The 20,608-nt window shown below is 61.7% G+C and carries 24 protein-coding genes and 1 pseudogene; 22 read left to right on the plus strand and 3 right to left on the minus strand.

Going from position 1 to position 20,608, the window contains the following annotated elements; genetic code table 11:
* Nucleotides 1–115: 115 nt before the first annotated feature.
* Nucleotides 116–574, minus strand: coding sequence for an RDD family protein (locus MUU54_RS10450; protein ID WP_247243957.1), 459 nt, complete (start codon nt 572–574; stop codon nt 116–118).
* Between the two features lie 68 nt (nt 575–642).
* Nucleotides 643–1,656 (minus strand): porphobilinogen synthase, encoded by a 1,014-nt coding sequence (hemB, locus tag MUU54_RS10455; protein ID WP_247243958.1) that lies wholly within the window; start codon nt 1,654–1,656, stop codon nt 643–645.
* A 122-nt stretch (nt 1,657–1,778) separates the two neighbouring features.
* On the opposite strand from hemB, the gene MUU54_RS10460 reads away from it, so the two are divergent.
* From MUU54_RS10460 to MUU54_RS10540, 17 genes and pseudogenes are all read left to right on the plus strand, one after another.
* Nucleotides 1,779–2,216 carry a DUF6163 family protein gene (locus MUU54_RS10460; RefSeq protein ID WP_247243959.1) on the plus strand — a complete coding sequence of 146 codons (438 nt, stop codon included), beginning with the start codon at nt 1,779–1,781 and terminating at the stop codon, nt 2,214–2,216.
* Between the two features lie 232 nt (nt 2,217–2,448).
* Nucleotides 2,449–2,961 carry a transcriptional regulator LdtR gene (gene ldtR, locus MUU54_RS10465; protein WP_247243960.1) on the plus strand — a complete coding sequence of 171 codons (513 nt, stop codon included), beginning with the start codon at nt 2,449–2,451 and terminating at the stop codon, nt 2,959–2,961.
* Between the two features lie 327 nt (nt 2,962–3,288).
* Nucleotides 3,289–4,620, plus strand: coding sequence for a L,D-transpeptidase family protein (locus MUU54_RS10470; RefSeq protein WP_247244019.1), 1,332 nt, complete (start codon nt 3,289–3,291; stop codon nt 4,618–4,620).
* A 169-nt stretch (nt 4,621–4,789) separates the two neighbouring features.
* A complete protein-coding gene (glyA, locus tag MUU54_RS10475) occupies nt 4,790–6,079 on the plus strand; it encodes a serine hydroxymethyltransferase (protein ID WP_247243961.1) in 1,290 nt (429 codons plus the stop codon).
* Nucleotides 6,080–6,088: 9 nt separating this feature from the next.
* Nucleotides 6,089–6,568 (plus strand): transcriptional regulator NrdR, encoded by a 480-nt coding sequence (nrdR, locus tag MUU54_RS10480; RefSeq protein ID WP_247243962.1) that lies wholly within the window; start codon nt 6,089–6,091, stop codon nt 6,566–6,568.
* 2 nt (nt 6,569–6,570) lie between these two features.
* Nucleotides 6,571–7,662, plus strand: a complete 1,092-nt coding sequence (gene ribD / locus MUU54_RS10485) for a bifunctional diaminohydroxyphosphoribosylaminopyrimidine deaminase/5-amino-6-(5-phosphoribosylamino)uracil reductase RibD (protein WP_247243963.1) — start codon at nt 6,571–6,573, stop codon at nt 7,660–7,662.
* Nucleotides 7,662–8,285, plus strand: a complete 624-nt coding sequence (locus tag MUU54_RS10490) for a riboflavin synthase (protein ID WP_247243964.1) — start codon at nt 7,662–7,664, stop codon at nt 8,283–8,285. Before ribD ends, MUU54_RS10490 begins: the two co-directional genes overlap by 1 nt.
* 54 nt (nt 8,286–8,339) lie before the next feature.
* A complete protein-coding gene (locus MUU54_RS10495) occupies nt 8,340–8,591 on the plus strand; it encodes a type II toxin-antitoxin system Phd/YefM family antitoxin (RefSeq protein WP_247243965.1) in 252 nt (83 codons plus the stop codon).
* A complete protein-coding gene (locus MUU54_RS10500; RefSeq protein WP_247243966.1) occupies nt 8,592–8,864 on the plus strand; it encodes a Txe/YoeB family addiction module toxin in 273 nt (90 codons plus the stop codon). It abuts the gene before it with no gap.
* 138 nt (nt 8,865–9,002) lie between these two features.
* A complete protein-coding gene (locus MUU54_RS10505; RefSeq protein WP_247243967.1) occupies nt 9,003–9,470 on the plus strand; it encodes a group III truncated hemoglobin in 468 nt (155 codons plus the stop codon).
* Between the two features lie 146 nt (nt 9,471–9,616).
* A pseudogene (locus MUU54_RS24580) lies at nt 9,617–9,769 on the plus strand (EamA family transporter); the annotation flags it as partial.
* Between the two features lie 25 nt (nt 9,770–9,794).
* A complete protein-coding gene (locus MUU54_RS10515; RefSeq protein ID WP_247243968.1) occupies nt 9,795–10,370 on the plus strand; it encodes a DMT family transporter in 576 nt (191 codons plus the stop codon).
* A 32-nt stretch (nt 10,371–10,402) separates the two neighbouring features.
* Nucleotides 10,403–10,753, plus strand: coding sequence for a DUF2200 domain-containing protein (locus MUU54_RS10520; RefSeq protein WP_247243969.1), 351 nt, complete (start codon nt 10,403–10,405; stop codon nt 10,751–10,753).
* A 187-nt stretch (nt 10,754–10,940) separates the two neighbouring features.
* A complete protein-coding gene (ribH, locus tag MUU54_RS10525; protein ID WP_247243970.1) occupies nt 10,941–11,396 on the plus strand; it encodes a 6,7-dimethyl-8-ribityllumazine synthase in 456 nt (151 codons plus the stop codon).
* Nucleotides 11,397–11,400: 4 nt separating this feature from the next.
* Entirely contained in the window at nt 11,401–11,883 is a 483-nt protein-coding gene (nusB, locus tag MUU54_RS10530; protein ID WP_247243971.1) for a transcription antitermination factor NusB, read from the plus strand.
* A gap of 36 nt (nt 11,884–11,919) precedes the next feature.
* On the plus strand, nt 11,920–13,143 hold the full coding sequence (locus MUU54_RS10535; protein ID WP_247243972.1) for an MFS transporter: 1,224 nt from the start codon (nt 11,920–11,922) through the stop codon (nt 13,141–13,143).
* 819 nt (nt 13,144–13,962) lie between these two features.
* On the plus strand, nt 13,963–16,101 hold the full coding sequence (locus tag MUU54_RS10540; RefSeq protein WP_247243973.1) for a sodium-translocating pyrophosphatase: 2,139 nt from the start codon (nt 13,963–13,965) through the stop codon (nt 16,099–16,101).
* Nucleotides 16,102–16,169: 68 nt separating this feature from the next.
* On the opposite strand, the gene MUU54_RS10545 is transcribed toward MUU54_RS10540, so the two are convergent.
* Nucleotides 16,170–16,655 carry an outer membrane protein assembly factor BamE gene (locus MUU54_RS10545; RefSeq protein WP_247243974.1) on the minus strand — a complete coding sequence of 162 codons (486 nt, stop codon included), beginning with the start codon at nt 16,653–16,655 and terminating at the stop codon, nt 16,170–16,172.
* A gap of 235 nt (nt 16,656–16,890) precedes the next feature.
* Between MUU54_RS10545 and MUU54_RS10550 the strand changes: the two genes are divergently transcribed.
* The 5 genes from MUU54_RS10550 to MUU54_RS10570 all read left to right on the plus strand — a co-directional run bounded on the left by MUU54_RS10550 (nt 16,891) and on the right by MUU54_RS10570 (nt 20,594).
* On the plus strand, nt 16,891–17,439 hold the full coding sequence (locus tag MUU54_RS10550) for a ubiquinol-cytochrome C chaperone family protein (RefSeq protein ID WP_247243975.1): 549 nt from the start codon (nt 16,891–16,893) through the stop codon (nt 17,437–17,439).
* A complete protein-coding gene (locus MUU54_RS10555) occupies nt 17,436–18,005 on the plus strand; it encodes a YceD family protein (protein ID WP_247243976.1) in 570 nt (189 codons plus the stop codon). Before MUU54_RS10550 ends, MUU54_RS10555 begins: the two co-directional genes overlap by 4 nt.
* An 82-nt stretch (nt 18,006–18,087) precedes the next feature.
* Nucleotides 18,088–19,134, plus strand: coding sequence for a phosphate acyltransferase PlsX (gene plsX, locus MUU54_RS10560; protein WP_247243977.1), 1,047 nt, complete (start codon nt 18,088–18,090; stop codon nt 19,132–19,134).
* Between the two features lie 15 nt (nt 19,135–19,149).
* Nucleotides 19,150–20,121: a beta-ketoacyl-ACP synthase III gene (locus tag MUU54_RS10565; RefSeq protein WP_247243978.1), complete on the plus strand. Its 972-nt coding sequence runs from the start codon at nt 19,150–19,152 to the stop codon at nt 20,119–20,121.
* Between the two features lie 134 nt (nt 20,122–20,255).
* Complete coding sequence (locus MUU54_RS10570) at nt 20,256–20,594, plus strand: integration host factor subunit alpha (RefSeq protein ID WP_247243979.1); 339 nt, start codon at nt 20,256–20,258, stop codon at nt 20,592–20,594.
* The last annotated feature ends 14 nt before the right edge of the window (nt 20,595–20,608 follow it).

The raw sequence follows: 20,608 nt of genomic DNA on the forward strand, positions 1-20,608 counted from the left end.
GTCCCGTCTTGGCTTCGTGCTGATGCCATAACAGCCATACCATGGCGCAGATTGGCAAAAGGTCAACAGGCCGGATGACGGATCACCGGCCTGTACTTAGTGCTTTTGCAGCCGGCTAGTCGGCGCGCACCACGACCGTGCCGAGCAGCATGTCATGCACCAGGCGCGAGCGTTCGGTAAACAGGCCGATCAGCAGGATCAGCGGCGTCAGGAACGAGTTGATGATCCAAAACAAGACCGTGTGAACCATGGCCGTCAGGAAATCCATCCGCCGCCCGTCGAGCCGCACCATCGTGATCCCCAAGGCCCGCATGCCAGGCGTCGCCTGGTTTGCGCCGCCGAGTGTCATGCCGAAATAAAGTAGCGCCACAATAACGAAGAGCGCCGGGTAGAGAAAGAAGCCCAGCCCCAGCGTGATGATCCCGAGGAAGAAAACGACCACCGCAGCGGGGATACACAACAGCAGCACGATCGCGTAATCGATCACAAAGGCGAACGCCCGCCGCGAAAGCACGCCGCTATAGGCCCGCCAGTCGTCGGGTGCGGAATAGGTCGGGTTTGGATCGATCGCCATGTCAGCCGTCTCCAGTTGGTCCGCTCAGATATGGGAGGTCGCGTCACTTGGTGCAAGCGCGTGTTCAGCTAGCTCCTCGCCAGCTTCCGGGCCACCTCCACCGCAAAATAGCTGAGGATCCCGTCGCAACCGGCGCGCTTGAAGCAGAGCAGCGTCTCCATCATGATCCGATCGCCATCGATCCAGCCGTTCATCGCCGCCGCCTTGATCTGCGTGTATTCGCCCGACACCTGATAGGCGAAGGTCGGCAGGCCGAAGGCTTCCTTGATGCGCCAGCAGATGTCGAGATAGGCAATCCCCGGCTTCACCATCAGCATGTCCGCGCCTTCCTCGACATCGAGTTCCGCGTCGCGCAGCGCTTCTGTGCCGTTGGCAGGGTTGATATAGTAGCTGTTCTTGTTGCCCTTCAGCAAACTGCCGGTGTTGATCGCTTCCCGATAGGGGCCGTAGAAGCCGGAAGAAAACTTCGTCGCATAGGACATGATACCGACGTCCTGGTGCCCCGCGGCATCCAGTCCGCGTCGTATGGCGCCCACCCGGCCGTCCATCATTTCGGAAGGCGCAATGATATCGGCGCCAGCATCCGCCTGCATCACGGCTGCCCTGACCACCTGGTCTACAGTCTCATCATTGACGATCGTACCACTGCGCAGGATGCCGTCATGGCCATGACTGGTGAAGGGGTCGAGCGCCACGTCGGTGATCAGCCCGATCTCTGGCACGGCCTTCTTTGCCGCACGGGTAAACTGGTTGATCAGGTTGTCGCGCGCGAGGATTTCGGAGCCGGTCTCGTCGCGCTTCTCCATCTCAACGTCCGGGAAGGGGGCAATCGCGGGGATGCCGAGATCGGCCGCCTCGCGCACGGCCTCGACTGCCTTGTCGACGCTCATCCGGTTGACGCCCGGCATGGCCGCAATCGGGTCAACGATGCCGGAGCCGGGGACGAGGAAGATCGGCCAGATCAGGTCGTCCGCCGTCAGCCGGTTTTCCTGCACCATGCGTCTGGTCCAGTCGGCCTTGCGGTTGCGCCGCATGCGGCGATGGCCGGTGATCTCGTCGACGAGATGAGTCTTGTCGCTCATGGGGTCCCTCGCTTCCTGTCCTTTAAGATTGGCGCTGCATAGCATTTCAGCCGGTGATTGCGAATGGTCACTTCGCCGCGTCCGGCCTAGCCCCATGTGAGCGCACTGGCTATCATGGCGCAATGGAGCCCGATTCACCGACGTTGCCAAAGCGCACCCTGACCCAGATCCTCTTCGTCCTCTTCCTGCGGCTGGTGGCTGTCGCCTGCCTGTGGTTCGGGCTGCAATACTGGGGCATGCTGGTCGGCTACTCGCTGGAAGGTAGGGGACGCTTCGATCTCCTGTCGGTGCCGTGGCAGGTGGCTGCACCCTCGCTTGCCGTACTTTTCCCCGTCGCCTCGCTCGGCCTTTGGCTTGCCGTTTCCTGGGGACCGGTGCTCTGGGTGATTGCCGTCGCCATCCAGTTTCTCATGTATGCGCTATGGTCGGGTGTCTTCGGCACCAACAGCGTCATCCTCGTTTTTCACGGCCTCGTGGCACTGCTTTATGGGCTTTTCCGACTGGCTTTGTGGCTTGAGGAGCGTCGTAGGGCCGATCAGGTAACCGTTGATTTACCGTAACGGGAAAGCTTTGGCGGCCGCGATTTGAATGAATTTTTTCCGTAAGTGTTTGATTTTGCTTGGCGGAAAAACCCGGCTTGCCGGCCGGCCTCGGATCGGCCGCAATTGCAAAAATGCAGGTAAGCACCTGTTAAACATATGTTTTAAGTCGAATTTTATGGGCATTCGATAGTCTCACTCACAAGGCGGGAAGAAAACAAAAACCGCCAAGCAAAACAGTGAGGCAGACATCATGAACACGAAACTGAAGCCGCAGGCAGCGGTCACAGCAGACCCGCGTGAAGAAACCATCCGCTCACTCTACATGGAGTCTCTCCACCTGGTCGAGCGTCTCCATCGCCGCCTTCTCGACGTCATCAAGGACGAGTTCGACCGTCGGGGTCGTGACGACATCAATGCCGTCCAGGCGCTGCTGCTCTTTAACATCGGCAATTCCGAACTCTCCGCCGGCGAACTGCGCTCGCGCGGTTACTACCTCGGCTCGAACGTCTCCTATAACGTCAAGAAGCTGGTAGATCTGGGCTTCATCAACCATCAGCGCTCCCGCATCGACCGCCGCTCGGTCCGCATTAGCCTGACGGAAGAAGGCCAGGAGATCGCCGAAACCGTCGCAAAGCTCTACGAGCGCCATATCGGCTCGATCGAAAAGGTCGGCGGCATTGGCGAGGGCGAGTTCGCCCAGATGAACAAGCTCCTCCAGCGCCTCGACCGCTTCTGGAACGACTCGATCGCCTACCGTCTCTAATCCACGAGAGGCCAGCAGGCAGCCACATCTCCAGTCGCTACCAAAACCGGATGCGTCCCTGCGCGTCCGGTTTTCGCGTTGCCGAAAAGGCACATCCGGCCCTTCACGTCCTGCTCTCGACGATGTCAACGCCCTGCAGGTCTCTGCCGCCGTTCCGAGACACGAATTGGCCATATTGCCGTGGGATCGCCAGCCATGGTTGCTGGGATGCGGCATTGGATTCGGGACCGAATTCGAAATCCGTCGCCGGCAGTGCGCAGGTGCGCCTTTGTTAACCACATCTCGCTAAGCATCGAGAATGCTGCACGGGAACAGATGGGTAGAATGATGTCGAAGAAAATCGGATCGGAAAATCTCTCTCGCCGCATGCTCTTGCGCTCGGCCGCTTCCGTCGGCGCTGCTGCGCTTGCAACGCCCGCTCTTGCTCAGTCGGCGATCGAGAGCCTGATTGCTGCACCGCGTCGCGGTGCCTGGGATGACCAGTTCGATGCCAAGGGCAGCTCCCGCACGGTGGCATCCGTCGCCACCAACAATCCGGTGCTTGGCCCGCATGCACCCATCAACATTCAGCAGGCGATGATCAACTACCAGATGATCGTCGCAAACGGCGGCTGGCCGCAGGTCAATCCGGCGCAGACGCTGCGGATCGGCGTGGTCGATCCTTCCGTCCAGCAGCTGCGCCAGCGACTGATGATCTCCGGCGATCTACCTCAGTCTGCCGGCATGTCCGCCTCCTTCGATTCCTACGTGGACGGCGCCGTCAAGCGTTTCCAGGCACGTCACGGCCTGCCGGCGGATGGCGTATTGGGCGAGTTCAGCATCAAGGCAATGAACGTTTCGGCCCAGACGCGCCTGCAGCAGTTGGAAACCAATCTTGTTCGCCTGCAGTCGATGTCGGGCGATCTTGGCCGTCGCTATGTGATGGTCAACATCCCGGCCGCCTACATCGAAGCCGTTGAGAACGGCCGCATCGCGCTGCGCAACACTGCAATCGTCGGCAAGATCGACCGGCCGACCCATGCCATCAACTCAAAGATCTACGAGGTCATCCTCAACCCTTACTGGACCGCGCCGCGCTCGATCGTCGAGAAGGACATCGTGCCGCTGATGCGCAAGGACCCGACCTATCTGTCGCGCAACAACATCCGCCTGTTCGACGGCAACGGCAACGAGGTGGCGCCGGAGACGGTGGACTGGAATGCGGAAAAGGCGCCTAACCTGATGTTCCGTCAGGACCCGGGCAAGATCAACGCGATGTCCTCGACGAAGATCAACTTCCACAACCCCCACAACGAGTACATGCACGACACGCCCCAGCAGGGCCTGTTCAACAAGCTGATGCGCTTTGAATCCTCCGGCTGCGTGCGCGTGCAGAACGTACGTGATTTGACCAGCTGGCTCTTGAAGGAGACCCCCGGTTGGGATCGCCAGAACATGGAGCGGGTGATCGCCAGCCGTGTTTCCACGCCGATCAAGCTTGCCGAGGAAGTGCCGGTCTATATCGTCTACATCAGCGCCTGGTCGGCCGAGGATGGGATTGTGCAGTTCCGTGACGACATCTACCAGCTGGACGGCGCCACCGAGCTGGCGCTGCAGACAACGACCGGCATTGAACAGTCCGCTGGCCCGATCAGCGAGCAGGACTTCCTGCCGCAGTAATCCGCGATCGCTCTCCGACCCTCTCAGAAGCCGCGGCGTCCTGCTGCGGCTTTTTCGTCTGCGGCGGCCGGTCAGCGGCCTGCAAATGTCGCTCGCCGTATTGCCGAAAACGGGACCACCCGCTAAGACGCGGGGCATATGCATCCTGATCTCCTGAGGAGCCCCGCCAATGTCGAATACCGACGCCTTCTTCTCCCGCCCGCTTGCCGAATCCGATCCGGAAATCTTCGGCGCGATCGAGAAGGAACTCGGCCGCCAGCGCCACGAGATCGAGCTGATTGCCTCTGAAAACATCGTCTCGCGCGCTGTGCTCGAAGCCCAGGGCTCGATCATGACGAACAAGTATGCCGAAGGCTATCCGGGCAAGCGCTATTACGGCGGCTGCCAGTTCGTGGACATCGCCGAAGAACTCGCGATCGAACGCGCCAAGAAGCTCTTCGGTGTCAACTTCGCAAACGTTCAGCCGAATTCGGGCTCGCAGATGAACCAGGCGGTGTTCCTCGCGCTCCTGCAGCCGGGCGACACCTTCATGGGCCTCGACCTGAACTCGGGTGGCCACCTGACCCATGGTTCGCCAGTCAACATGTCCGGAAAGTGGTTCAACGTCGTCTCCTACGGTGTGCGCGAGGACGACCACCAGCTCGACATGGATGAAGTTGCCCGCAAGGCCGAAGAGCACAAGCCGAAGCTGATCATTGCTGGCGGCACCGCCTATTCGCGCATCTGGGACTGGAAGCGCTTCCGCGAGATCGCCGACTCCGTCGGCGCGTACCTGATGGTCGACATGGCGCATATCGCCGGCCTCGTCGCCGGTGGCGTCCATCCGTCGCCGTTCCCGCATTGCCATGTCGCCACCACCACGACGCACAAGTCGCTCCGCGGCCCGCGCGGCGGCATGATCCTGACAAACGACGAGGATCTGGCGAAGAAGTTCAACTCCGCCGTCTTCCCTGGTCTGCAGGGCGGCCCGCTGATGCATGTCATTGCCGCCAAGGCGGTCGCCTTCGGCGAGGCGCTGAAGCCGGAGTTTAAGGATTACGCGGCCCAGATCGTCAAGAACGCCAAGACGCTTTCCGACACCCTGGTCAAGGGGGGGGTCGACATCGTTTCCGGCGGCACCGACAACCACTTGATGCTGGTCGACCTGCGCAAGAAGAACGCGACCGGCAAGCGCGCGGAAGCAGCTCTCGGCCGCGCCTATGTCACCTGCAACAAGAACGGCATTCCCTTCGATCCGGAAAAGCCCTTCGTCACTTCCGGCATCCGTCTCGGCACCCCGGCCGGCACCACGCGCGGCTTCAAGGAAGACGAGTTCACCGAGATCGGCAACCTGATCGTCGAGGTTCTCGACGGCCTGAAGGCCGCCAATTCCGACGAAGGCAATGCCGCCGTGGAAGCCGCCGTGCGTGACAAGGTCGTCAAGCTTACCGACCGTTTCCCGATGTACCCGTATCTGTAAGGACGAGGCATGCGCTGCCCTTATTGCAGTTCGGAAGACACGCAGGTTAAGGATTCGCGCCCGGCGGAGGACAACACCTCCATCCGCCGGCGGCGCATCTGCCCCGAATGCGGTGGCCGCTTCACGACCTTCGAGCGGGTGCAGCTGCGCGAGCTGATGGTTACCAAGAAGACCGGTCGAAAGGTACCTTTCGACCGCAATAAGCTGGTGCGTTCCTTTCAGATCGCGCTGCGTAAGCGCCCAGTCGACAACGACCGCATCGAGCGCGCCGTCTCCGGCATCGTGCGCCGGTTGGAAAGCTCCGGCGAGGCCGAGATTTCCTCGGAAGCGATCGGCCTGCAGGTGCTTGAGTCCTTAAAGACGCTCGATGACGTCGCCTTTGTCCGCTACGCCTCGGTTTATCGGGACTTCTCCCATGCCGAAGACTTTGAGAAGGTCATCGAGGAAATCAACGCAAAAATCGCCCGCGACACCGGGCTTGAGCCGTAGCCGTGGCCGTCAGCCACGAAGACCTGCGCTACATGGCAGCCGCCATGCGGCTGTCGCGCTGGCATACCGGTCTTACCGCCACCAATCCATCGGTCGCAGCCCTCGTGGTAAGAGATGGCGCGATCGTCGGTCGCGCCGTCACCGCCCCTGGCGGTCGCCCGCATGCCGAGACCCAGGCCCTCACTGAAGCCGGCGAGAGGGCGAGGGGAGCGACCCTTTACGTCACGCTGGAACCCTGTTCCCACCACGGCAAGACGCCCCCTTGCGCCGATGCGATCGTGAAAGCCGGCATTGCCCGCGTGGTTGTTTCCCTGACCGACCCAGACCCGCGCGTCTCCGGTCGCGGCCTTGCGAACCTTCGCGAGGCCGGCGTTGCCGTGGAAAGCGGCGTTATGGAGGAGGAGGGTCGCCGGGTGCTCTCCGCCTATCTCATGCGCCAGACGAGGGGTCGCCCGCAAGTGATCCTGAAGCTTGCCGTTTCCGCCGACGGCATGATCGGCAGGAGAGGCGATGGTCAGGTCTCCATCACCGGCCCCGCCGCCCGCGCGCAGGTGCATGTCCTGCGTGCCGAAACTGACGCTATCCTAATTGGCATCGGCACGGCGCTGGCCGACGATCCAGAACTCACCTGCCGCACGCCGGGGCTGCAAGCCCGCTCGCCGCTTCGCATCGTCCTCGACCGACGCCTGGAGCTGCCGCCGACGTCGAAGCTCGTCCGCACCGCCCGCGAGGTGCCGGTGCTGCTTACCTCGCTCGGCAGCGCGGCAGATGGCAGTGGCCGCCCCGCCCGCCGCGCGGCCCTAACGGATGCCGGCGTAGAGGTCATGGTAACCGAATCGCTTGATATGCTCCTCAATGCGCTCGCCGCCCGCGGCGTCTCCTCGCTTCTGGTCGAAGGCGGCGCGGCGGTGGCGACAAGCTTCCTGGCATCCGGCCTCGTCCATCGCATCCTTCTCTTCGAGGGCGCCGTGACGGTGGGTGCAGACGGCATTGCATCGCCGCTCACCCGTGCCGATATTCCGGCAGGTTTTCGCCTCCTGCGCGAAGCGGCGTTCGGCCCCGACCGGCTCACCGAATATGAAAGGTCCTTCTGATGTTCACCGGCATCGTCACCGATATTGGCATCGTTTCCGCCGTCACGCCGATGGACGAGGGCGTGCGGCTCAGGGTTGCCACCAGCTACGACCCGGCCACCATCGATATCGGCGCCTCCATCGCACATTCCGGCGTTTGCCTGACTGTGACGGCCCTTTCCGACGAAACCTCGAATGCCAGGTGGTTTGAGGTCGAGGCGTGGGAAGAGGCGCTGCGCCTCACCACCATCGCCGCATGGCGCGAAGGCACCCGCATCAATCTGGAGCGCGCTCTTAAGATCGGCGACGAGCTCGGCGGACACATTGTCTCCGGCCATGTGGACGGCAAAGCGGAAATCCTATCTGTCGAGCCGGAAGGCGAGGCGGTGCGAATCCGCTTGCGCGCGCCCGAAAGCCTCGCCCGCTTCGTCGCGCCCAAGGGCTCGGTTGCGCTTGACGGCACCTCTCTCACCGTCAATGCCGTCGACGGCGCCGATTTTGACATCCTTTTGATCCGCCACACACTCGCTGTCACCACCTGGGGCGACCGCAAGCCCGGCGATTTTGTAAACCTCGAGGTTGACACCATGGCCCGCTACGCCGCGCGTCTGGCGGAGTTTCCGGTGAAGGGACAAGTGCCTTGACACGCGGGAGGGTGCTGTACATATTTCTGTACATTGATCCGAGGATAGATCGCCATGCCCACCGTCCGCTTCACGGAGTTCCGGCAGAACTTCGCCACCCATTTCGATGCTGTTCTCGAATCTCGTGCACCACTCCTGGTGACTCGACAGGGGAAGGAGTCGGTCGTGGTCATCGCTGAAAATGAATTTGAAAGTATGCAGGAGACGCTTCATCTCCTCTCGACGCCTGCCAACGCGGATCGTCTGCGGGAGAGCATTGATCAAATACCGCAAGGTCAGGTGATGGAGCGGGATCCGACGCTCTGAATGAAGCTCGTCTGGACGAATCATGCCTGGGACGACTACCTGTTCTGGCAGCGGACCGACATTCGAATGGTCGAGAGGGTCAACGAACTTATACGCGATGCCAAGCGTTCTCCCTTTTCCGGCCTTGGTAAGCCCGAGCCGTTGAAAGGGGACCTTGCTGGCTTCTGGTCGAGGCGCATCTCGGGCGCTCACCGCTTCGTCTATAAGATCGCCGGTCCGGGCCTTGATCAGCGGCTGGAAATCGTTCAGTGCCGGTTCCACTACCGGAAGTAGTCGTTAGCGTAACGCTACTCCGCCGTCAGAATGCGGCCAGTCGAGCCCCAGCCGGGGCGCCTCGTCGCAAGTGCAGCCTCTGCCCTTCGCAATCGGGTTGCGATCTCTTATCTAAGGCACAACCGACAGGACGTGCACATGCATCCCGATCTCACCGCCCGCGCCGCCCATTCCACCGAGATCCGCGCGCGAGCCGCAGCCGAGATGAAGGCGATCGGCATCGATGAGGCCTTCATCGCAAGGCTGGTGGAAACCTTCTACGGCCGCGTTCGCGCACACCCCGAACTCGGACCCGTCTTCGAGACCCGCCTTGCCGGCCGCTGGGATGCGCACATGGAAAAGATGGTCGCCTTCTGGTCCTCCGTCGCCTTCCGCACCGGTGCCTATGGCGGCAAGCCCGTCCAGGCGCATCTTGGCGTCGCCAACATGACGCCCGACCTCTTCCCGCAATGGTTGGCGCTCTTTGCCGAAACACTCGACGCCGTTGCGCCGAGCCCTGCGGCAAAAACCTGGTTCATGACCACCGCCAACCGCATCGCCAGAAGCCTGGCGCTGTCGCTGTTTTACAACCCGGCGCTGGATGATCCGGCAGGGGCTGGGCGATAGCTTCCGCCCGGCCCTAGCACTCGAAGGTCAGGGGCGTTTCGTGCCGCGTCCCTTAATCCGAACCGCCACCCCTCATTGGAACCGCTCGTCGATATGCTTTATTCGCTCGGAGATGACGTTGTCTATCACCACATGCGACAGCAGCATTGGCCCTACAACCGACAATTCTTCCACTTGCTTCGGTCTTTGCGCTGGAATTCACCATGCCGGTCTGGGTGGCCTTGCTCGCCTTCCTGTTCCTCAAGGAAAAGCTGACGACGCCGCGCATCCTCGCCACCATCGGTGGCTTTGTCGGAGTGCTGGTGATCGTCCGTCCCGGTCGGCATGGTCGACCCCGCCGCCGGCCTGGTGCTGATCGCCGCTGCCGGCTACGGCCTTGCGCTGATCCTCGTGAAGCAGCTGACACGGGAGGTCTCGCCAGGCGCAATCGTCGTCTGGATGATCCTCATCCAGCTGCCACTCGGCTTCCTCGTCTCGCTCACCGACTGGCGTCCCGTCAGCTTCACCGATGTCCCCTGGATGCTGTCCGCCGGTATCGGTGCGCTCGCCGCTCATTACTGTCAGGCACAGACGCTGAAGCGCCTCGGCGCATCGGCCGTCATTCCTATCGATTTCATGCGCGTGCCCATGGCTGCCGTGGTGGGCTACTACGCCCATGGAGAGGCCATTGACCCGTGGTCTTCCTTGGCGGCGGCATCATCCTGTTTTCCAATTACCGCGCAGTCATGTCAGAGCGTCGTGCACTGCCAGGGTGAAAAGCAGAGCCTTGCGGCGCTTGGGGCAAAGATTGCACACTCACCATCAAGGCAGGCGACCAATCTGCCCCGTTTCAATCTGCCTGACCCTGTGCAAAATGGTCTCTGCCAGCTGCGGCGTATCCGTCGCCGGCGAGAGATCTGACGATCAAGACTATGATCGTATTCGGGAGCAGGATGAGCGGACACAGGATCTACGGCGTCAGCGTCGCAAGCGTCTATCCCCTTTACGTCGCGAAGGCGGAGCGGAAGGGGCGAACCGGGAGCGAGGTAGATCAGATCATCTGCTGGTTGACCGGCCATGATCGCGAGAGCCTCAAGGCGGAACTGGAGGCGGGGACGTCGTTTGAGGATTTCTTCGCCAGGGCGCCGGCGATGAACCCGGCGCGCAGCCTGGTCAAGGGCGTCGTCTGCGGCGTTCGCGTGGAGGATATTGAAGAACCGACGATGCGCGAAATCCGCTATCTGGACAAACTGGTCGACGAATTGGCCAAGGGCAAGCCGATGGAGAAGATCCTGCGCCGTTAGTGGTTCGTCCTTCCAATTGGATGACTGAGCGCAAGAAGCACCGGTCGGTGATATCACGGAGAAGCGCAGCGCGGTCCGGGAAACAGCCATGCGGGAAAAGTGCTTGCCTTCCCCGCAGCAGCGTGGTTTGTCCCGCGCCATCCCGCATTCAATGCCGACGCAGCCCCTTTGCCCGAAGGAATTCTTGATGTCCGACACGTCCAAGCCCCATCTCCTGATCGTCGAGGCACGCTTTTACGATGACATGGCCGATGCGCTCCTCGACGGGGCAACGGCCGCGCTGACGGAGGCGGGCGCGACATGGGACGTGGTGACGGTGCCGGGTGCACTCGAAATTCCGCCTGCGATTGCCATGGCGCTCGATGCGTCGGAAAATGGCGGCGCCGACTATGACGGTTTCGTCGCGCTTGGCATGGTGATCCGCGGCGAGACTTACCACTTCGACATCGTTGCAAACGAATCCTCGCGCGCCCTGATGGACCTTGCCGTCTCGGAATCGCTTGCGATCGGCAACGGCATCATGACGGTGGAAAACGAGCCGCAGGCCTGGGCGCGTGTGCGTCGCACCGAAAAGGACAAGGGCGGCTTTGCCGCGCGTGCGGCGCTGACGATGATCGCGCTGCGCGAAAAGCTGAATGGTTGATCCGATGACAGATGCAGACAAACCGGCGGTGAAACCCGCCAACCAGCGCGGTGCGGCCCGTCTCGCCGCCGTGCAGGCGCTCTACCAGATGGATGTCGGCGGTGCCGGCGTGCTGGAAGTGGTCGCCGAATACGAAGCCCATCGCCTGGGCCAGGAGCTCGACGGCGACACCTACCTGAAGGCGGACGCCTCCTGGTTCCGCTCGATCGTCTCGGGCGTAGTGCGCGACCAGGTGAAGATCGATCCCGTGGTGCGCGGTGCCCTGCAGAACGACTGGCCGTTGTCGCGACTCGATTCCACGCTCCGCGCCATCTTGCGCGCCGGCACCTTCGAGATCCTCGAGCGCAAGGACGTGCCGATCCCGGTGATCGTCACCGAATATGTCGAGATCGCTCAGGCCTTCTTCGAGGGCGAGGAGCCGAAGATCGTCAACGCGGTACTCGACCGGATCGCCAAGCAGGTCCGCAGCCAGAACGCCGGCAAGTAGCGAGTCAGAAGAGACAGCCAAGGAAGGATGGGGACGATGGAAGGCAGCGTGGAAGGGCTTCAGGGGCAGGTCCAGGCCGCCCGTCGCAACGTGTTCCTCCTGTCGGCCGTCCAAGCGCTTTTGGGCTCCGCCCCGCCGCTCACCTTTGCGCTGGGGGGGCTCGCGACCTACCAGATGCTGGGCGACGACAAGTCGCTTGCCACCGCGCCTTTGACGGGCTTCAACATCGGCGTGGCGCTCGGCGCCGTTGCGGTGGCAATTGCCGCCCGCTTCGTCGGCCGCAGGGCAGGCTTCATGCTGGGTGCGCTGACCGGCGCTACCGGCGCAGCCCTTGCCGCAGGCGCCCTCTTTCGCCAGGATTTCTGGCTTTTTGCGCTTGGCCTGCTCTTGATCGGCATTTCCGGCGGCTTCACCCAAAAGATCCGCTTTGCCGCAGCCGATGCCTCGCCGAGCTTCTATAAGCCGCGTGCGATCTCCTGGATTCTTGCCGCCGGCATCGTCTCCGCCATTCTTGGGCCGCAGCTTGCCATCTGGGCGAAGGACCTCTTCTTCCCCGTCACGTTCGCCGGCGCCTTCGCTGCGCTGATCCCGATCAACCTGGCAGCCATCGCCATCCTTGTGATGCTGAAGCTGCCGGAGGCGGGGGCAAAGGCTGCCGGTGATGCACCGGTCCGGCCGCTTCGTGAGATCGTGCTGACCCAGCGTTTCATGACCGGCATGGTCTGTGGCATCGGCTCCTATGCGCTGATGACCTTCATGATGACGGGCGCGCCGCTTGCCATGGTGATCGGCTGCGGCTTCTCAACAGAGCTTGCGACCCTCGGTATCCAGTGGCACGTGCTGGCCATGTTCGCGCCGAGCTTCTTCACCGGCATGCTGATCACCCGCTTCGGCACTGAAAAGGTCGTCGCTGCCGGTCTAGTGATTCTCATGGGCTGTGCCGTCGTCGCCCATGCCGGCATTGAGCTGTGGAACTTCTGGGGTGCGCTGGTGCTGCTCGGCATCGGCTGGAACTTCGGCTTTATCGGCTCCACCGCCATTGTCGCCTCCAGCTACCGCCCACATGAGGCCGACAAGGTGCAGGGCTTCCACGACATCATCCTCTTCGGCACAGTCGCACTCTCCTCCTTCTCCTCCGGAAAGGTATTTACCGCCTGGGGCTGGGAAGCGATGAACCTCGTTATCTGGCCGGTGACGATCCTCTGCCTCGTCCTCATCCTCCTCCTGATGCGAAAGGGCAGGGCGGCGAAGGCTGCCTGACGGTAGGTGACGAATGTTCGAATATGGAGGTTCTCCGGCTCACCCCCAATCCTATTCATAACGGTAGGCATCGGCGTCTCGACTAAGCCGACCGATCCTTGGAAACAGGGAAATGGTAACCACGGCTCCCTTCGGCGCACAACAGCGCTTTCTGCCCGGAGCATCGCATCCTTGGTTGATGCTCCAGTGCCGCGACCGGTCGATGGGCGGGATCTGCATCTGATATCGGCGAAATGAGCTACTCGGATCGCCACCAAGTAAAGGATTGGCACCTCGATCCAGGACTGTCTTGCAAGCTATCCGGCTCCGATGTCTTCACACGGACATCCTGATACTCGATCGAATGGCGGCGGAATCGCCGCATGCGTCCGGCACTGCTCGGTCTCGACCTTCATGACGATCTTTTTGAGCTCAAAGAATCCACCACGTAGTGCATGACAAAAATGGGCACAAGAATGATGCGAGACAACGTCATCGCAAACCTTGATCCTCTCACGATCATTGTGCCTGCGTTCATCAATGCAGTCATTCAGTTGGAGGACGACGATGCGCGATTACAACGATCACGACGGCAGTGTCAGTTTACCCCGCAAAACTGAACGGTAGCACTCCAAGTCCGTAGCATCCCGCGCTAATTCCTCCATCGAGACCTGGTGGCAGTTGCTACCTGTTTTGCCCAGTTTCTGGCTCTTGACGCCGGCTCCTCCTGGCGGGCAATCTCGCTCGCGCATGGCAGCCCTTGATTTCCTTGGGAGGGGAGGCGGCTGTCGCGCCATGCCGGGGACTGTTCCAGCCGGCGAAAGGGAGAGGAAGAAGCGAATGACCGTAATTCTCGGTGTGATCGTGTGCGGCCTTCTGTCTGTTGCCTATGCCATATGGGCAACGCGAAGCGTTCTGGCCGCTGATCAGGGCAATGCCCGAATGCAGGAAATCGCAGGCTATATCCGGGAAGGGGCGCAGGCCTATCTTTCCCGGCAATACTTAACCATCGCCATCGTCGGCGCGGTGGTGACTGTCTTCACCTGGCTGCTCCTTTCTGGAACGGCCGCCATCGGCTTCGTCATCGGCGCAGTGCTTTCCGGTGCGGCCGGCTTCATCGGCATGCATGTCTCGGTGCGCGCCAATGTCCGCACCGCGCAAGCGGCTTCGCAAAGCCTCTCGGCCGGCCTTGACATCGCGTTCAAGTCCGGTGCCATCACCGGCATGCTGGTCGCTGGCCTCGCCCTTCTCGGCGTCTCGATCTACTTCTGGATCCTCACCGCTGGCCTCGGCCACGAGACCGGATCGCGCGAGGTGATCGATGCGCTGGTGGCGCTTGGCTTCGGCGCCTCGCTCATCTCGATCTTCGCCCGCCTCGGCGGCGGCATCTTCACTAAGGGCGCCGATGTCGGCGGCGATCTCGTCGGCAAGGTGGAGGCCGGCATTCCAGAAGATGACCCACGCAACCCGGCAACGATCGCGGACAACGTCGGCGACAATGTCGGCGACTGCGCCGGCATGGCAGCCGACCTTTTCGAGACCTATGCCGTCTCCGTCGTCGCCACCATGGTGCTCGGCGCGATCTTCTTTGCTGGCGCACCGGTGCTGGACAGCGTGATGATCTATCCGCTCGCCATCTGCGCCGCCTGCATCGTCACCTCGATCATCGGCACCTTCTTCGTCAAGCTCGGCACCAACGGCTCGATCATGGGCGCGCTGTACAAGGGCCTGATCGTCACCGGAGGCCTCTCGATCATTGGCCTTGCCGCCGCAACCGCCGTCACCGTCGGCTGGGGCACGATCGGCACCGTCGCCGGCATGGAGATCACCGGGTTCAACCTCTTCATCTGCGGCATTTTGGGCCTTGTGGTCACGGCCCTGATCGTCGTCATTACCGAATACTACACCGGCACCAACAAGCGGCCGGTCAACTCCATTGCCCAGGCCTCCGTCACCGGCCACGGCACCAATGTCATCCAGGGGCTCGCCATCTCGCTAGAGTCGACCGCACTGCCGGCAATTGTGATCGTTGCCGGCATCATCGCGACCTTCCAGCTCGCCGGCCTCTTCGGCACGGCGATTGCCGTCACCACCATGCTCGGGCTTGCCGGCATGATCGTGGCGCTCGACGCCTTCGGCCCGGTCACTGATAATGCCGGCGGTATTGCGGAAATGTCGGGCCTGCCGTCAGACGTTCGCAAGTCGACCGACGCGCTTGACGCGGTCGGCAACACTACCAAGGCTGTCACCAAGGGCTATGCCATTGGCTCCGCTGGCCTTGGCGCACTTGTACTCTTTGCGGCTTACTCCAACGATCTCGCCTATTTCGCCGCAAATGGAGAGCGCTACCCCTACTTCGCGGGAATCGGCGACATCTCGTTTAGCCTCTCCAACCCTTATGTCGTCGCTGGCCTGATCTTCGGCGGCCTCATCCCCTATCTCTTCGGGGGCATCGCGATGACCTCGGTCGGCCGTGCCGCGGGATCGATCGTCGAGGAGGTGCGCAAGCAGTTCCGCGACAATCCCGGCATCATGCAGGGCACGGTGAAGCCCGATTACGGCCGGGCCGTCGACATCCTGACCAAGGCGGCAATTCGTGAGATGATCGTGCCCTCGCTGCTTCCGGTGCTCGCACCAATCGTGGTCTATTTCGGTGTCCTGTTGATCTCGGGCTCCAAGGCCTCCGCCTTTGCCGCACTCGGCGCTTCGCTGCTCGGCGTCATCGTCAACGGTCTCTTCGTGGCAATCTCCATGACCTCGGGCGGCGGCGCCTGGGACAATGCCAAGAAGAGCTTCGAGGACGGCTTCGTCGACAAGGATGGCACACGCCATGTGAAGGGTTCGGATGCCCACAAGGCTTCCGTCACTGGAGACACGGTCGGCGATCCTTACAAGGATACCGCTGGTCCTGCAGTCAACCCGGCGATCAAGATCACCAACATCGTCGCCCTGCTGCTCTTGGCGGTGCTCGCCGGATAAGAAGCACTTCGCTTAAACAGAAAGGCCCGCGAGCAGAACTCGCGGGCCTTCCTGTAGATATGCCGCCGTTATTGGCCCAGATTCTGGAAGATACTGCGCGCCGCATTTGCGTTGCCCGCACTGCCGGCACCGGAGAGCAGCTGCTGCAGGAAGGTCAGATCACGGCCGCCGGTCGGCGTGGTGCGCGAGATGGTGTCGAACACCTTGCCGTCCTGCAGCGTGTAGTTCGCTTTGCGCTCCACCACACCGTCCTCGTCGAAATAGACCGCAAGCACCGTCTGCTCAACGAGCCGCGGCTTCATGAAGGCGGCGGCGCGCTCGCGCTTCTGGGAGATGTAGTAGAAGACTTCCGAATCGAAGGTGGCAGTGGTCGAGGGGGTGCCCATGGTCAAAAGCACCTGCTCGCGGCTGGAGCCGACCGGGATGAGCGCCAGCGACTCCTCGTCCAGGACGTAGCCGTTGTACATGGTCTGGCCGATATCCAGCGAGTTGCAGCCGGTAAGTGCTGTAGATGCGATGATGGCCGCAACTGCGGCTGTGCTCAAGAACTTCATTTCAGACCTTAACACTGCCTCTTCAGGCTCCCGAAACCTCTAGATTGCGGCCTTCGCCGTTACCCTGCTGTCCACATCATTGTGGCTATTCCGGGGAAGGCATGACGCCTTCCGCCTCCACCGATGACGCGACTGTCGAGCAGCCCCTGCGGTAACGTCGTTGCAATTCGTGCCTGCTTCGGTAAACCAGCTTGCGCCTCCATGCAACACGTGGCGGCTAACTGTGAGAATTCTTATGATCTTCGGTCTGTTCAGGAAGAAAAGGCGCAACCAGCCGATCGTCAACCGCCAATACGCGTCTTTGACATCGGCCGCCCGCAATCCCGTCTTCTATAGTGATCTTGGCGTTCCCGACACCGTCATGGGGCGCTTCGAGATGCTGTCCATCGTCATGATCCTGTTTTTCCGCCGCACTGCCCGTTCCGGCGTCAGCGGCCAGGAGCTTGCCCAGGAGATCGTCGACGCATTCTTCCAGGACATCGACCACTCGATCCGTGAACTCGGCATCGGTGACCAGGGCGTACCGAAGCGGATGAAGAAACTGGCGGGAATGTTCTACGGCCGGCTGGAAAGCTATGCGGCGGCACTCGATGCCAAGGATCGCGACGGCCTCGCTCAGGCGCTCGCCCGCAACATCCTGCCGGATGCGCAACCTTTCACCCCGATGCATGGTTTGGCCGACTGGATGTTATCCGCCGAGACAGCCCTTGCGACGGTTGAGGAGGACGACATCGCGCGCGGTGCCGTGGCCATTCCCGTGTCGGACAAAGGAGGTAGTTTATGAAGCCTGTCCAGACAAAGGCCGAAAAGCCTCCGTTCTCCTACCCCGTCAAGGTGGGCAATATCTCGGCCAATGCGGTCACCGTTCATGTCGAGGCCGACCCTACCGAACTGAAGGGACTGGCCGAGCTCTGGAAGGTGCTGGCCGTTCATTCGTTGAAGTCGGAGATGCAACTATCCCGGTGGAAGAAGGATGGCGTGCGCATTAAGGGGCGCGTGGAGGCTGAGATCGAGCAGGCCTGCGTCGTGACACTCGAGCCGGTCACTTCGAAGATCGACGAGACGTTCGAGCAGGTTTTTGTGCCCGAAGGCTCGAAGCTTGCCCGCATCGTCTTGAGCGACACGGCCGAGATGGTGCTCGATCCGGAAGGGCCGGATGCGCCGGAAACCTTCGAGGGGGACACGATTGATGCCGGTGAAGTCGTCGCCGAAGCGGTTGCGCTCGCCATCGATCCTTATCCGCGCAAGGAGGGCATCGGCCTTGAGGATCACCTTGAGAGCGATCCGTCACAGGAGGCGGCCCGGCCTTCCCCTTTCGCGGCTTTGAAGGACTGGAAAAAGAAAGACTAGGATGGAAATCCCCGGCATTGGGTTGTAAGCACCGCCGGAACCACTATTTTCGCCCCGCGGCGAGCAAAAGGATCAGTGACGCGTGATCACAATCTCTCTCGATGTCATGGGCGGTGATTTCGGTCCTGAAGTCGTCATCCCCGGTGCGGCGAAGGCACTGGAGCGGCATCCGGATGTCAGCTTCGTTCTATTCGGACTGAAGGCCGAGTGTGAGCCTTACCTCAACAAGTTCCCCAAGCTGGGGGAGCGCTCGGTTTTCCACGACTGCGAGCTTGCGGTCTCGATGGACGAGAAGCCGAGTGCTGCCCTGCGCCGCGGCCGCTACGTGTCGACGATGTGGCGGGCGATCGAAGCGGTCAAGGTGGGCGAAGCAGATGTGGCGGTCTCTGCCGGCAATACGGGTGCGCTGATGGCGATGGCCAAGTTCTGTCTGCGCACGATGGCCCATGTCGAGCGGCCGGCAATCGCCGGCATCTGGCCGACACTCAAAGGTGAAAGCATCGTGCTCGATATCGGAGCGACGATCGGTGCCGACGCGCAGCAGTTGATGGATTTCGCGCTGATGGGTGGCGCCATGGCGCGCGCATTGTTTGAAGTCGATCGTCCGACCGTCGGTCTTCTTAATGTTGGCGTCGAAGAGGTGAAGGGGCAGGAAGAGGTCAAGGAAGCCGGGCGGCTGATCCGCGAGGCAAACCTCTCCACCATCGCGTATCACGGCTTTGTCGAGGGGGACGATATCGGCAAGGGAACGGTGGACGTCGTGGTGACCGAAGGCTTTACCGGCAATATTGCGCTGAAGGCCGCCGAAGGCACCGCGCGCCAGATCTCCCAGCTTCTTCGCGAAGCCATGTCGCGCACACTGGTCGCCAAGATCGGCTACCTCTTTGCCAAGGGCGCCTTTGACCGGCTGCGCGAGAAGATGGATCCGCGCAAGGTCAATGGCGGCGTCTTCCTGGGTTTGAACGGGATCGTCATCAAGAGCCATGGCGGCACAGATGCGGAAGGCTTTGCGGCGGCCATCGATGTCGGCTACGACATGGCGCGCAATCGCCTAAACGAGAAGATCGTCGAAGATCTCAATACTTATCACGCCCGACGTCAGCCTCCGGCTGGCCCTGAGGCGGCCTGACAGGATGTAAAAAGCATGATCCGTTCAGTGGTTCGCGGATACGGGGCAGCCCTGCCCAAGCGCGTCGTGCCCAATCGCGAGCTCGAGGGCATTGTCGAGACGTCCGACGAATGGATCGTCCAGCGCACCGGCATCCGCCAACGCTACATTGCAGGCGAAGGAGAGACGACCGCATCGCTAGGTGAGGCGGCTGCCCGCCAGGCGCTTGATCGCGCCGGTCTGACGCCTGACGATATTGACTTCATCCTGGTCGCGACCTCGACGCCGGACAACACCTTCCCGGCAACCGCAGTCAACATCCAGAAACGGCTGGGGATGACGCACGGATTTGCCTTCGATCTACAAGCGGTCTGCTCCGGCTTCGTCTACGCCATGGCGACCGCCGACATGTATATTCGCGGTGGCATGGCCAAACGCGTGCTTGTGATCGGTGCCGAGACCTTCTCGCGCATCCTCGACTGGAAGGACCGCACAACCTGCGTGCTATTCGGTGATGGTGCGGGTGCTCTGGTCCTGGAGGCAGCCGAAGGCGAGGGGACGGTGGCCGACCGCGGTGTGCTTACCGCCCATTTGCGCTCCGACGGCTCGCACAAGGAAAAGCTTTATGTCGACGGCGGACCCTCGACCACCGGCACCGTTGGGCATCTGCGCATGGAAGGCCGTGAGGTCTTCAAGCACGCAGTGGGCATGATCACCGACGTCATCGAAGCGGCATTCGAATCGACCGGCACCACGGCAGACGATCTCGACTGGCTGGTGCCGCACCAGGCCAATCGGCGGATCATTGAAGGCTCGGCGAAGAAGCTTAGTATCCCGAACGAAAAGGTCGTCGTTACGGTGGACCTGCATGGCAATACCTCTGCGGCATCGATTCCGCTTGCGCTTTCGGTTGCGCTCGACGATGGACGTATCAAGCAGGGTGACCTCGTGATGCTCGAGGCCATGGGTGGCGGCTTCACATGGGGTGCGCTGCTGGTGCGCTGGTAGGCCCGCTTCGACCAGGGTTGCATCATTGTAGCACAAGCCGCGAAGCTCCTGTTTTTACAGTAGAGCTTGACCCTGCGGCTTAACCAAAATACTCTCCGTGAGCTTACAGAACGACGAAGAACTGGGCGGGGATCATGGCCGGAAAAACAGTGACACGGGCAGATCTGGCGGAATCGGTCTTCCGCAAGGTGGGTCTTTCGCGAACTGAATCGGCCGAGCTGGTTGAGACCATCATCGACGAGATCTGCAACGCTATCGTGCGCGGCGAAACCGTAAAGCTATCCTCCTTCGCCACCTTCCAGGTCCGCTCCAAGAACGAGCGCATTGGCCGCAACCCGAAGACGGGCGAGGAAGTGCCGATCTCGCCGCGCCGCGTGATGACCTTCAAGGCCTCCAACGTTCTGAAGCAGCGGATCCTGCGTGCCCACAATCAGCGCAAGCTGAAGCAGAAGCCGGCAGCCCCTGCCGCTTAACGATTTTTCTGTTC

Origin of the sequence: Pseudorhizobium tarimense (assembly GCF_022968135.1) — a bacterium.
Taxonomy (GTDB): domain Bacteria; phylum Pseudomonadota; class Alphaproteobacteria; order Rhizobiales; family Rhizobiaceae; genus Neorhizobium; species Neorhizobium tarimense.